Annotated in this window: 10 protein-coding genes; 9 read left to right on the forward strand and 1 reads right to left on the reverse strand. The window is 61.3% G+C overall.

The window, feature by feature from the left end; all coding sequences use genetic code 11:
• Positions 1-88 precede the first annotated feature (88 nt).
• Both argE and argA read left to right on the forward strand, forming a co-directional pair.
• Positions 89-1,231, forward strand: coding sequence for an acetylornithine deacetylase (gene argE, locus NP534_RS03945; protein ID WP_274097832.1), 1,143 nt, complete (start codon positions 89-91; stop codon positions 1,229-1,231).
• A 124-nt stretch (positions 1,232-1,355) separates the two neighbouring features.
• Complete coding sequence (gene argA, locus NP534_RS03950; RefSeq protein WP_033702141.1) at positions 1,356-2,654, forward strand: amino-acid N-acetyltransferase; 1,299 nt, start codon at positions 1,356-1,358, stop codon at positions 2,652-2,654.
• A 51-nt stretch (positions 2,655-2,705) separates the two neighbouring features.
• Here argA and NP534_RS03955 read toward each other — a convergent pair whose 3' ends face one another.
• A complete protein-coding gene (locus NP534_RS03955; protein ID WP_033702140.1) occupies positions 2,706-4,082 on the reverse strand; it encodes a glutamine synthetase family protein in 1,377 nt (458 codons plus the stop codon).
• 574 nt (positions 4,083-4,656) lie between these two features.
• Here NP534_RS03955 and NP534_RS03960 point away from each other — a divergent pair.
• The 7 genes from NP534_RS03960 to NP534_RS03990 all read left to right on the forward strand — a co-directional run.
• Positions 4,657-6,015: a glutamine synthetase family protein gene (locus NP534_RS03960; RefSeq protein ID WP_033702137.1), complete on the forward strand. Its 1,359-nt coding sequence runs from the start codon at positions 4,657-4,659 to the stop codon at positions 6,013-6,015.
• 48 nt (positions 6,016-6,063) lie between these two features.
• The gene (locus tag NP534_RS03965) at positions 6,064-7,425 is read left to right on the forward strand and encodes an aspartate aminotransferase family protein (RefSeq protein ID WP_033702135.1); all 1,362 of its coding nucleotides are present in this window, start codon (positions 6,064-6,066) and stop codon (positions 7,423-7,425) included.
• Between the two features lie 169 nt (positions 7,426-7,594).
• Entirely contained in the window at positions 7,595-8,692 is a 1,098-nt protein-coding gene (locus NP534_RS03970; protein WP_047582109.1) for a polyamine ABC transporter substrate-binding protein, read from the forward strand.
• A gap of 159 nt (positions 8,693-8,851) precedes the next feature.
• A complete protein-coding gene (locus tag NP534_RS03975; protein WP_274097833.1) occupies positions 8,852-9,946 on the forward strand; it encodes a polyamine ABC transporter substrate-binding protein in 1,095 nt (364 codons plus the stop codon).
• Positions 9,947-10,018: 72 nt separating this feature from the next.
• Positions 10,019-11,161: a polyamine ABC transporter ATP-binding protein gene (potA, locus tag NP534_RS03980; RefSeq protein ID WP_033702130.1), complete on the forward strand. Its 1,143-nt coding sequence runs from the start codon at positions 10,019-10,021 to the stop codon at positions 11,159-11,161.
• A gap of 35 nt (positions 11,162-11,196) precedes the next feature.
• A complete protein-coding gene (locus NP534_RS03985; RefSeq protein WP_177326479.1) occupies positions 11,197-12,078 on the forward strand; it encodes an ABC transporter permease subunit in 882 nt (293 codons plus the stop codon).
• A partial coding sequence (locus NP534_RS03990; protein ID WP_274097834.1) for an ABC transporter permease subunit occupies positions 12,075-12,815 on the forward strand: 741 nt, incomplete at its 3' end. The genes NP534_RS03985 and NP534_RS03990, both read left to right, overlap by 4 nt.

Consider the following 12,815-nt stretch of genomic DNA (forward strand, 5'->3'; position numbering starts at 1 on the left):
CAACAGAGTCTACAGCAGTCGGCCGCCAACGGTTTATTCCAGACGGCAGATGGTCCTATGATGGGCAACGCTTCCGAGGAGTACGGGCATGCCGTTGCCGACGCTGAAAGACCAGTTTGCCGCTTTGATCGCCGCGCCTTCGGTCAGTTGTACCCAGCCTGCGCTGGACCAGTCCAACCGCCAGGTCATCGACCTGCTGGCCGGCTGGTTGGGCGACCTGGGTTTCACGTGCGACATCCAACAGGTCAGCCCCGGCAAGTTCAACCTGCTGGCCAGCCGTGGCACCGGCCCGGGTGGCCTGGTGCTGGCGGGGCACAGCGATACCGTGCCCTTCGACGAGCAGCTGTGGTCGAGCGACCCGCTGAAGCTGACCGAAATCGATGGCCGTTGGGTCGGCCTGGGCAGCTGCGACATGAAGGGCTTCTTCCCCCTGGTCATCGAGGCCGTGCTGCCGTTGCTGGAGCACGACTTCAAGCAGCCGCTGCTGATTCTCGCCACCTGCGACGAAGAAAGCTCCATGTCCGGCGCCCGCGCCCTGGCCGAGGCCGGCCAGCCTCTGGGTCGCGCAGCGGTGATCGGCGAGCCCACCGGCCTGCGGCCGATCCGCATGCACAAAGGCATCCTCATGGACCGCATCGACATCTTGGGCCGCAGCGGCCATTCGTCGGACCCAAGCCTCGGGCGCAGCGCCATGGAAGCCATGCACGCGGTGATGGGCGAGCTGATGCAGTTACGCGGGCAATGGCAGCAGGCGTACCGCAACCCACAGTTCACCGTGCCTACGCCAACGATGAACTTCGGCTGCATCCATGGCGGCGATAACCCCAACCGCATTTGTGGCCAGTGTGCGCTGGAATTCGACCTGCGGCCGCTGCCGGGGATGGATGCAGAGCAGTTGCGTGCGGCGATTCGCCAGAAGCTGGTACCGCTGGCGGAACGTTTTGAGGTGCGTATCGACTATGCGCCGCTGTTCCCCGAAGTACCCCCGTTCGAGGAGGCTGCGGACGCCGAGCTGGTGCAGGTGGCCGAGCGCCTGACCGGTCATCGCGCCGAAGCGGTAGCGTTCGGCACCGAAGCGCCTTATCTTCAGCAGCTGGGCTGCCAGACCATCGTGCTGGGCCCTGGCGACATCGCCTGTGCCCACCAGCCTGGCGAGTACCTTGAAATGTCACGAATCGAGCCTACCGTGCGTCTATTGCGTGACCTGATCCGGCACTATTGCCTGCACTAAACGTCCATTGAGCTGATTCGTTCCTGCCTAGAGGAGACCGCGCGTGACCGCAAGCCTGTTCCGACGATGATCTTGAACGCCCCCTGTATCGCCGTTCTCCGTCCACTTATCCACAGGCCCTGTCATGCCCGATTACGTCAACTGGCTGCGTCATGCTTCCCCGTACATCAATGCCCATCGCGACTGCACCTTTGTGGTCATGCTCCCCGGCGATGGGGTAGAGCACCCTAATTTCGGCAATATTGTCCACGACCTGGTGCTGCTGCACAGCCTGGGCGTGCGGCTGGTGCTGGTGCATGGCTCGCGCCCGCAGATCGAGAGCCGCCTGGCCGAACGCGGCCTGACTCCGCACTACCACCGCAGCCTGCGCATCACCGATGCGGCCACGCTGGATTGCGTGATCGATGCTGTGGGTGCCCTGCGTCTGGCCATCGAGGCCCGCTTGTCGATGGACATCGCCGCTTCGCCGATGCAAGGCTCGCGCCTGCGCGTGGCGTCCGGCAACCTGGTCACTGCCCGGCCGATCGGTGTGCTCGAAGGCGTGGACTACCACCACACCGGCGAAGTGCGCCGGGTCGACCGCAAAGGCATCAGCCGCTTGCTCGACGAGCGCTCCATCGTGCTGCTGTCGCCGCTGGGGTACTCGCCCACCGGTGAAATCTTCAACCTTGCCTGCGAAGACGTGGCCACCCGCGCGGCCATCGAGCTGGGTGCCGACAAACTGCTGCTGTTCGGCGCCGAGCCGGGGCTGCTGGATGAACAGGGCAAGCTGGTGCGTGAGCTGCGCCCGCAGCAGGTGGCGCCGCATCTGCTGCGCCTGGGCAGCGACTATCAGGGTGAGCTGCTGGATGCTGCCGCCGAGGCCTGCAAGGGCGGCGTGGCGCGCAGCCATATCGTCAGTTATGCCGAAGACGGTGCGCTGCTGACCGAGCTGTTCACCCGCGGGGGTGGCGGTACACTGGTGTCCCAAGAGCAGTTCGAGGTCGTGCGTGAGGCAACCATCGAAGATGTCGGCGGCCTGTTGGAACTGATCAGCCCGCTGGAAGAGCAAGGCATCCTGGTGCGCCGTTCGCGCGAGGTGCTGGAGCGGGAAATCGAGCAGTTCAGCGTGGTCGAGCGCGAGGGCATGATCATCGCGTGTGCGGCGCTGTACCCGATTGCCGATTCCGAGGCGGGGGAGCTGGCGTGCCTGGCGGTGAACCCGGAGTACCGGCATGGTGGGCGCGGCGATGAGCTGCTTGAACGCATCGAGAGCCGGGCACGGCAGATGGGTTTGAATACGTTGTTCGTGCTGACGACGCGCACTGCGCACTGGTTCCGCGAGCGTGGCTTTGCGCCAAGTGGCGTGGAGCGGCTGCCGGCGGCGCGGGCTTCGCTGTACAACTATCAGCGCAATTCGAAGATTTTCGAAAAGTCGCTGTAAGCCTGCCTCGGCCTCAATGAAAAACGCCGCCCTGATGGGCGGCGTTTTCAGTTACACGGTATGCAGGTACCAGTTGTACTCGAGGTCGGAGATCGAATGCTCGAACTCCTCCAGCTCGCTTTCCTTGCACGCGACGAAGATGTCGATGTACTTCGGATCGATGTACTTGTTGAGGATCTCGCTGTCGTCCAGCTCACGCAGGGCATCGCGCAGGTTGTTCGGCAGGCTCTGATCCAGCTGCTCGTACGAGTTGCCTTCGATCGGCGCGCCGGGCTCGACCTTGTTGGTCAGGCCGTGGTGCACGCCGGCCAATACGGCCGCCATCATCAGGTACGGGTTGGCATCGGCGCCGGCTACGCGGTGCTCGAGGCGCACGGCATCGGCAGAGCCGGTCGGCACGCGCAAGGCCACGGTGCGGTTGTCCAGGCCCCAGCTCGGCGCGTTCGGCACATAGAACTGCGCGCCAAAGCGACGGTACGAGTTGACGTTCGGGCAAAGGAAAGCCATGGACGCGGGCAGGGTCTCGAGCACACCGCCGACAGCGTGACGTAGCGCGGCGTTCTGCTCGGGATCCTCGCTGGTGAAGATGTTGTTGCCATCTTTGTCCAGCACGGAGATGTGTACGTGCAGGCCGTTGCCTGCCTGGCCCGGGTAGGGCTTGGCCATGAAGGTGGTGTCCATTTCATGGTCGTAGGCGATGTTCTTGATCAAGCGCTTGAGCAGCACCGCGTAGTCACAGGCCTTGAGCGGGTCGGGGACGTGGTGCAGGTTGACTTCGAACTGCGCCGGGGCGCTTTCCTTGACGATGGCGTCGGCCGGAATACCCTGCTCCTTGGCACCCTCGAGGATGTCCTGCAGGCAGTCGGCGTATTCGTCGAGGTCGTCGATCAGGTACACCTGGGTCGACTGTGGGCGCTTGCCCGAGATCGGCGAGCGGGGTGGTTGCGGGCGGCCGTTCACGTTCTCCTGGTCGATCAGGTAGAACTCCAGCTCGAACGCGGCGCAGATGGTCAGGCCCATGTCGTCGAACTTGCTGACAACCTGACGCAACACTTCACGAGGGTCGGCGAAGAAGGGCTCGCCTTCGATCTCGTGCATGGTCATGAGCAGCTGTGCGGTGGGGCGTTTCTGCCACGGCTCGTTGCACAGCGTGTCGGGGATTGGATAGCAGATGCGGTCAGCATCGCCGATGTCCAGGCCAAGCCCAGTGCTCTCGACGGTGGAACCGTTGATGTCCAGGGCGAAGAGGGAGGCCGGCAGGTTGATGCCTTTCTCGTAAACCTTGTGGAGGCTGGTGCGCTCTATGCGCTTGCCGCGCACCACACCATTCATATCTGCAATCAGAAGGTCAACGTAGAGAACCTCAGGATGTTCCTTAAGGAACGCGTTCGCTTCGTTAAGCTGAACGGCACGCGGGGGTACCGACATGATGCAACACCTTTGTTGTTAAAAATATCAATCAAGGGGGGCTTGCAGGACCAGTCAATCGAAAAGCCATACTGATGTCAAGCCAACCCCATGATGCCCTGAAATGGCACATCTACGGCAGATTTGCTGCATATCGGGGCGTGCCATTATCCGCTATTTACCGCTCAAAGGGCTATCTCAAGCTTGCCGTGTTTTATTTTTTACGGAGGTGTTGTGTAAAAAAATGAACAAGGCTAAGCTCGGTCACAACCCAAAACACAATAATACGAGGGTCATATGGTCCGCTTGTCGCGACCTGAAAGCGCTGCCTGCGCAGTGCAGTCGGGTACCCCTGTCGTTCATGAACGCACCGTCAACGGTGTGGCCGCCCTGGCCGCAATAATTGACGCTTGGCGCACTCGGACCTTCCCCCGTAGCGGCGTTGCGCTACTCGATTCGCCTTCCTGCCCTTCAAACTCATTACGGACACGCTTGTTTTCAGTGTATCCACTGTGCTCGTGCGTGGGGGTTTTTGCTTTAGCAATCTTCTCCATCCAGAATCAATGCGCGGACCACCTTACCTCCTGAGGTATTTATGAGTAACAACCTCGACCAGCTCACCGATTGGTTGAAAGAGCACAAGATCACTGAAGTCGAATGCATGATCAGCGACCTCACTGGCATCACGCGCGGCAAGATTTCGCCGACCAACAAGTTCATCGCCGAAAAAGGCATGCGCCTGCCCGAGAGCGTGCTGCTGCAGACCGTGACGGGTGACTACGTCGACGACGACATCTATTACGAACTGCTCGACCCGGCCGACATCGACATGATCTGCCGCCCCGACGAAGACGCCGTGTTCCTGGTGCCCTGGGCCATCGAGCCGACGGCGCAGGTGATCCACGACACCTACGACAAGAAGGGCAACCCGGTCGAACTGTCGCCGCGCAACGTGTTGAAGAAAGTGCTCAAGCTCTACGCCGACAAAGGCTGGCAGCCGATTGTCGCGCCCGAGATGGAGTTCTACCTGACCAAGCGTAGTGAAGACCCGGACTTCCCGCTGCAGCCGCCGGTAGGCCGCTCGGGCCGCCCGGAAACCGGCCGCCAGTCGTTCTCGATCGAAGCCGCCAACGAATTCGACCCGCTGTTCGAGGATGTCTATGACTGGTGCGAACTGCAGAAGCTGGACCTCGACACGCTGATCCACGAAGACGGTACGGCGCAGATGGAAATCAACTTCCGTCACGGCAACGCGCTGCACCTGGCCGACCAGATCCTGGTGTTCAAACGCACCATGCGCGAGGCTGCGCTCAAGCACAACGTGGCCGCCACCTTCATGGCCAAGCCCATGACCGGCGAGCCTGGCAGTGCCATGCACCTGCACCAGAGCGTGATCGACGCGGCCACCGGCAAGAACATCTTCAGTAACGAAGACGGCAGCATGAGCGAGCTGTTCCTGCACCACATCGGTGGCCTGCAGAAGTTCATCCCCGAGGCGCTGCCGCTGTTCGCCCCCAACGTCAACTCGTTCCGCCGCTTCCTGCCCGACACCTCGGCGCCGGTGAACGTCGAGTGGGGCGAGGAAAACCGTACCGTCGGCCTGCGCGTGCCGGATGCCGGGCCGCAAAACCGCCGGGTCGAGAACCGCTTGCCGGGCGCCGATGCCAACCCTTACCTGGCCATCGCCGCCAGCCTGCTGTGCGGCTACATCGGCATGGTCGAAGGCATCGAGGCCAGCGCGCCGGTGCAGGGCCGTGGTTATGAACGCCGCAACCTGCGCCTGCCACTGACCATCGAAGACGCCCTGGAACGCATGGAAGTCAGCCGTGCGCTGGTGCAGTACCTGGGCAAGAAGTTCATCACCGGCTACGTCGCGACCAAACGCGCCGAACACGAAAACTTCAAACGCGTCATCAGTTCCTGGGAACGTGAGTTCCTGCTGTTTGCAGTCTGATCAACCCTGGTGCCGCAGGAGCGCGGCTGTCGGATAACGGAGAAGCACATGAGCGTCAAAAACCCGCAAACCCGTGAATGGCAAACCCTGAGCGGCGAGCACCACCTCGCGCCCTTCAGCGACTACAAACAGCTGAAGGAGAAGGGGCCGCGCATCATCACCAAGGCCCAGGGCGTGCATTTGTGGGACAGCGAGGGCAACAAGATCCTCGACGGCATGGCCGGCCTGTGGTGCGTGGCGGTGGGGTATGGCCGCGAAGAGCTGGTGCAGGCTGCCGAAAAGCAGATGCGCGAGCTGCCGTACTACAACCTGTTCTTCCAGACCGCGCACCCGCCGGCATTGGAACTGGCCAAGGCGATCACCGACGTGGCGCCAGAAGGCATGAGCCATGTGTTCTTCACCGGCTCCGGCTCCGAAGGCAACGACACCGTGCTGCGCATGGTCCGTCACTACTGGGCACTGAAGGGTAAACCGCACAAGCAGACCATCATCGGCCGCATCAACGGCTACCACGGTTCCACCTTCGCCGGTGCGTGCCTGGGTGGCATGAGTGGCATGCACGAGCAGGGCGGCCTGCCGATCCCGGGTATCGTGCACATCCCGCAGCCGTACTGGTTCGGTGAGGGCGGTGACATGAGCCCGGACGCGTTCGGGGTGTGGGCTGCCGAGCAACTGGAGAAGAAAATCCTCGAAGTCGGCGAAGACAACGTCGCGGCCTTCATCGCCGAGCCGATCCAGGGCGCGGGCGGGGTGATCATCCCGCCAGAAACGTACTGGCCGAAGGTCAAGGAGATCCTCGCCAAGTACGACATCCTGTTCGTTGCCGACGAAGTCATCTGCGGCTTCGGCCGTACTGGCGAGTGGTTCGGCTCCGACTACTACGACCTCAAGCCCGACCTGATGACCATCGCCAAGGGCCTGACCTCCGGTTACATCCCCATGGGCGGTGTGATCGTGCGTGACACTGTGGCCAAGGTGATCAGCGAAGGCGGCGATTTCAACCACGGCTTCACCTATTCGGGCCACCCGGTAGCGGCCGCGGTAGGCCTGGAAAACCTGCGCATCCTGCGCGACGAGCACATTGTCGAGCAGGCACGCAACGAAGCGGCACCGTATTTGCAAAAGCGTTTGCGTGAGCTGCAAGACCACCCGCTGGTAGGTGAAGTGCGCGGCCTGGGCCTGCTCGGCGCGATCGAGCTGGTCAAGGACAAGGCGACCCGCAGCCGTTACGAAGGCAAGGGCGTGGGCATGATCTGCCGCAACTTCTGCTTCGAGAACGGCCTGATCATGCGTGCGGTGGGTGACACCATGATCATCGCGCCACCGCTGGTGATCAGCCATGCAGAGATCGACGAGCTGGTGGAAAAGGCACGCAAGTGCCTGGACTTGACCCTCGAAGCGATCAGATGAGCACCTGCTAGGCTAGCGTTGTGACATTAGTTGGTTACAAGGGGCTGCTTTCCTTGAAACAGCGCCTTGTAACTTGCCAGACTAGCGACTGTTTCAGTCGCCCAGCGCGTGTACTGCGGGACCTGGCAGCTGAACGGATGGCTAATCAAAAAAATCTGGAGCATGACGCATGAAGAAAATGGGCAAGACGTTGCTGGCCGCCGCCCTGATGGGTGCCATGGCGACCGCTGTTCAGGCTGATGACAAAGTACTGCACGTGTACAACTGGTCGGACTACATCGCCCCGGACACCGTGGCCAATTTCGAGAAAGAGACCGGCATCAAGGTCGTCTATGACGTCTTCGACAGCAACGAGACCCTCGAAGCCAAGTTGCTGGCAGGCAAGTCGGGCTATGACATCGTCGTGCCGTCCAACAACTTCCTGGCCAAGCAGATCAAGGCGGGTGTCTACCAGGAGCTGGACCGCTCCAAGCTGCCAAGCTGGAAAAACCTCGACCCAGCCCTGCTCAAGGCTGTTGGCGATGCCAGCGACCCCGGCAACAAATTCGCCTTCCCCTACATGTGGGGCTCCATCGGTATCGGTTACAACCCAGAGAAGGTCAAGGCCGCGCTGGGCGTCGACAAGATCGAATCGTGGGACGTCGTGTTCAAGCCTGAGAACATCGAAAAACTCAAAAGCTGTGGCGTGAGCTTCCTCGATGCACCGACCGAGATGATCCCGGCCGCGTTGCACTTCCTGGGCAAGCCGAGCGACAGCACCAAGAAAGAAGACCTGAAAGCCGCGGAAGATCTGTTCCTGAAGATTCGTCCGTCGATCACCTACTTCCATTCCTCCAAGTACATCTCTGACCTCGCCAACGGCAACATCTGCGTGGCCGTGGGTTACTCGGGTGACCTGGAGCAGTCCAAGGCCCGTGCCCACGAGGCCGGCGACAAGGTCAAGCTGAGCTATGTCATTCCGAAGGAAGGTGCCGGCACCTTCTATGACATGGTCGCCATTCCGAAAGACGCCGAAAACGTCGAAGCTGCCTACAAGTTCATGGAATACCTGCTGCAGCCGAAAGTGATGGCCGCCATCACCAACGCCGTGCGTTTCCCGAATGGCAACATGGCGGCGACCGAGTTCGTCGACAAGGACATCACCAGCGACCCGGCCATCTACCCGTCTGATGCAGTGAAGGCGCAACTGTACGCCATCAAAGCGCCAGAGAAGGCTGCCCAGCGCGACATCACCCGCAGCTGGACCAAGATCAAGTCGGGCAAGTAAGCCCGATGCGAGGCTCTCTGGGCCGGGGACTCCCGGCCCAGAGGCAGTGAAAGGCAATTGATGATTGCGGCATCGAAGCTGCGAAGGTAAGTTGCGCGCCGGTTTTGCGTGTGCGGCCACATTGCCGCTACCCATGCACTGATTGTGAGGACCACCCACTTGTCTATTTCTGTATTACGCAAGGCCTTGATGGCTGGAGCGGGCCTGACGCTGGCATGCAGCGTCCAAGCGGCGCCTACGGTGCATTTCTATAACTGGTCCGATTACATCGGCCCAACCACACTCGCGGATTTCGAGAAGGCAACGGGTATCAAGCCCGTGCAGGACGTTTTCGACTCCAACGAAACACTGGAAGGCAAGCTGCTGGCCGGTAACACCGGTTATGACGTCGTCGTGCCGTCCAACCATTTCCTCGGCAAGCAGATCAAGGCGGGCGCGTTCCAGAAGCTCGACAAGAACCTGCTGCCCAATTATGCCAACCTGGACCCGGCGCTGATGAAGCGCCTCGAGAAGAATGACCCAGGCAACCTGTACGCCGTGCCTTACCTGTGGGGCACCAACGGCATTGGTTACAACGTAGAAAAGGTCAAGGCTGCGCTGGGCGTCGACACTATCGATTCCTGGGCTGTGTTGTTCGAACCCGAGAACATGAAAAAGCTCTCCACGTGTGGTGTTGCCTTCCTCGACTCGGCGGACGAAATGCTCCCGGCGGTGCTCAACTACATGGGGCTGGACCCCAACAGCAGCAACCCCGACGACTATAAAAAGGCCGAGAAGAAGCTGCTGGCGGTACGCCCGTACGTGACCTATTTCCACTCGTCCAAGTACATCACCGACCTGGCCAACGGCGACATTTGCGTCGCGGCAGGCTTCTCGGGCGATATCTTCCAGGCCAAGGCCCGCGCGGAAGAAGCCAAGAAGGGTGTGAACCTGGCTTATGCGATTCCCAAGGAAGGCGGCAACCTCTGGTTCGATGTACTGGCGATCCCCAAGGACGCCAAGAACGTCAAAGAGGCCCATGCCTTCATCAACTATTTGCTGAAACCTGAGGTTATCGCCCAGGTCAGTGATTACGTCGGTTACGCCAACCCGAACCCCAAGGCTGGCGACCTGATGGACCAGGCCGTGAGGACTGACGCCGCGGTTTACCCACCGCAGGAAGTGCTGGACAAGATGTTCGTCAACGCTGAGTTGCCACCCAAGGTGCAACGTCTGATGACCCGTAGCTGGACCAAGGTCAAGTCGGGCAAGTAACAATCCAGGCCCGCCGCGGCCCCCTGCAGAACAGGTTGCGCGGGCACACAAATCTTGTTGGGAGTTTCACTCATGGCAGTTGCCTCCGGTGCCTATAAGAAAGCCCTCGAGGGTGGCCAGCAACCCAAGCAGGTGCTGGTCAAGATCGACCGGGTCACGAAAAAGTTCGACGAAACGGTAGCTGTGGACGATGTGTCCCTGGAAATCCGCAAAGGCGAGATCTTCGCCTTGCTGGGTGGCTCCGGTTCCGGCAAATCGACCTTGCTGCGTATGCTGGCCGGTTTCGAACGGCCGAGCGAAGGGCGGATCCTGCTCGACGGCGTCGACATCACCGACATGCCGCCCTACGAGCGGCCGATCAACATGATGTTCCAGTCCTACGCGCTGTTCCCGCACATGACCGTGGCGCAGAACATCGCCTTCGGCCTGCAGCAGGACAAGTTGCCCAAGGCCGACGTCGACGCCCGCGTGGCCGAGATGCTCAAGCTGGTGCACATGACCCAGTACGCCAAGCGCAAGCCACACCAGCTTTCTGGCGGCCAGCGCCAGCGTGTGGCCCTGGCCCGCTCGCTGGCCAAACGGCCGAAGCTGCTGTTGCTCGATGAGCCGATGGGCGCCCTGGACAAGAAGCTGCGTTCGCAGATGCAGCTGGAGCTGGTGGAGATCATCGAGCGCGTGGGTGTGACCTGCGTGATGGTGACCCACGACCAGGAAGAGGCCATGACCATGGCCCAGCGCATCGCCATCATGCACCTGGGCTGGATCGCCCAGATCGGCTCGCCGGTGGACATCTACGAGACCCCGACCAGCCGCCTGGTGTGCGAATTCATCGGCAACGTCAACCTTTTCGAAGGTGATGTGGTCGACGACGCCGAAGGCCACGCGATCATTGCCAGCCCTGAGCTGGAGCGCAAGATCTACGTCGGCCACGGCATCACCACGTCGGTCGAAGACAAACACATCACCTACGCGCTGCGCCCGGAAAAAATGCTGGTCACTACCCAGCAGCCGACCTGCGAGCACAACTGGTCGCGCGGCAAGGTCCACGACATTGCCTACCTGGGCGGCCACTCGGTGTTCTACGTCGAGCTGCCGAGCGGCAAGATCGTCCAGTCGTTCGTGGCCAACGCCGAGCGCCAGGGCACGCGTCCGACCTGGGGCGATGAAGTGTACGTGTGGTGGGAAGACGACAGCGGCGTGGTACTGCGGTCATGAAACTGCGCAAGCTCAAGCGAGCCTTCCAGCGCTTGATCCCGGAGGGGCGGCACTTGGTGATCGGCGTGCCGTTCATCTGGCTGTTCCTGTTCTTCATGCTGCCGTTCTTCATCGTGTTGAAGATCAGCTTTGCCGAAGCCGACGTGGCGATCCCGCCGTATACCGAGATCTACAGCTACGTCGAAGACAAGATCCAGTTGGTGCTCAACCTGGCCAACTACGGGCTGTTGACCGAGGACGAGCTGTACATCTCGGCCTACCTCGGCTCGTTGAAGATGGCCTTCATCAGCACCCTGCTGTGCCTGTTGATCGGCTACCCGATGGCCTATTCCATCGCCAATGCCCGCAAAGAGTCGCAGACCGTGCTGCTGTTACTGATCATGATGCCGACCTGGACGGCGATCCTGATCCGCGTCTACGCCTGGATGGGTATCCTCAGCAACAACGGGCTGCTCAACAGCTTCCTGATGTGGCTGGGGCTGATCGACCAGCCGTTGCAGATCCTCAACACCAACCTGGCGGTGTATATCGGCGTGGTCTACTCGTACCTGCCGTTCATGATCCTGCCGCTGTACGCCAACCTGGTGAAGCATGACCCGAGCCTGTTGGAAGCTGCATCGGACCTGGGTTCGAGCACCTTCAACAGCTTCTGGAAGATCACCGTGCCGCTGTCCAAGAACGGCATCATCGCCGGCTGCATGCTGGTGTTTATCCCGGTGGTGGGTGAGTTCGTGATCCCGGAACTGCTGGGGGGCCCGGAAACCCTGATGATCGGTAAGGTGCTGTGGCAAGAGTTCTTCAACAACCGTGACTGGCCGGTGGCGTCCGCGCTGGCGGTGGTGATGCTGGCGATCCTGATCGTGCCCATCCTGCTGTTCAACCGCAGCCAGGCCAAAGAGATGGAGGGCAGGGCATGAAGCGTTTCAGTTTCTCCAAGCTGATGCTGGTGCTCGGCTTGCTGTTCATCTACCTGCCGATGCTGATCCTGGTGATCTACTCGTTCAACGCCTCCAAGCTGGTGACGGTGTGGGGTGGCTGGTCGGTGAAGTGGTACGTCGGCTTGCTCGACAACACCCAGTTGATGGGGTCGGTGATGCGCTCGCTGGAAATCGCCTGCTACACGGCGGTGGCGGCAGTGGCGTTGGGTACCCTGGCGGCCTTCGTGCTGACCCGGGTCACTCGCTTCAAGGGCCGTACGCTGTTCGGTGGCCTGGTTACCGCGCCGCTGGTCATGCCTGAAGTGATCACCGGTCTGTCGCTGTTGCTGCTGTTCGTGGCCATGGCGCAGATGATTGGCTGGCCGCAGGAGCGTGGCATCGTCACCATCTGGATCGCCCACACCACGTTCTGTGCGGCGTATGTGGCGGTGGTGGTGTCGGCGCGGCTGCGTGAGCTGGACCTGTCGATCGAGGAAGCGGCGATGGACCTGGGTGCCAAGCCGTGGAAGGTGTTCTTCCTGATCACCATCCCGATGATCGCGCCTTCGCTGGCGGCGGGCGGCATGATGTCGTTCGCGCTGTCGCTGGACGACCTGGTGCTGGCCAGCTTCGTGTCCGGGCCTGGCTCGACTACCTTGCCGATGGAAGTGTTCTCGGCGGTGCGCCTGGGCGTGAAGCCTGAGATCAACGCTGTGGCCAGCTTGATCCTGCTGTCG

Source organism: Pseudomonas sp. 39004 (genome assembly GCF_028682155.1).
Lineage (GTDB): Bacteria > Pseudomonadota > Gammaproteobacteria > Pseudomonadales > Pseudomonadaceae > Aquipseudomonas > Aquipseudomonas capeferrum.